The sequence below is a fragment of the Pseudonocardia halophobica genome (assembly GCF_027922425.1).
GTDB classification, from domain to species: domain Bacteria; phylum Actinomycetota; class Actinomycetes; order Mycobacteriales; family Pseudonocardiaceae; genus Pseudonocardia; species Pseudonocardia halophobica.
Genome location: NZ_BSFQ01000307.1, coordinates 1 through 506 on the forward strand (window position 1 = coordinate 1; position 506 = coordinate 506).

At 61.7% G+C, this 506-nt stretch carries 1 protein-coding gene; it reads left to right on the forward strand.

What is annotated here, in order from left to right:
• Positions 1-79: 79 nt before the first annotated feature.
• Positions 80-506: alcohol dehydrogenase catalytic domain-containing protein (locus PKE99_RS39530; RefSeq protein WP_271215198.1), on the forward strand; the 427-nt coding region annotated here is incomplete at its 3' end.

Consider the following 506-nt stretch of genomic DNA (forward strand, 5'->3'; position numbering starts at 1 on the left):
TTTCATCAGTGCCGTTTCCCGCGTTGCAATTCCCCCGTGTTTCGCACAGCTTGTGCCAAATTGACAGAGGGAGGAGCCTATGCGCACCCGTGCCGCGGTGGCCGTTGCCGCCGGAAAACCGCTTGAGATCATGGAAGTGAACCTTGAAGGGCCGAAATTCGGCGAGGTTCTGGTGGGAATCAAGGCCACCGGCATTTGCCACACTGACGAATTCACCCTGTCCGGCGCCGACCCGGAAGGGTTGTTCCCGGCGATTCTCGGCCATGAGGGCGCGGGCGTCGTGGTCGAATGCGGCCCCGGTGTAACCACGCTGAAACCCGGCGATCACGTCATCCCGCTGTATACCCCGGAATGCCGGGAATGCCCGAGCTGCCTTAGCCAGAAAACCAACCTCTGCACCTCGATCCGCGCAACGCAGGGCCAGGGCATGATGCCCGACGGCACCTCGCGCTTCTCGATGCTGGATGGCACACCGATCCATCACTACATGGGCTGCTCGACTTTCG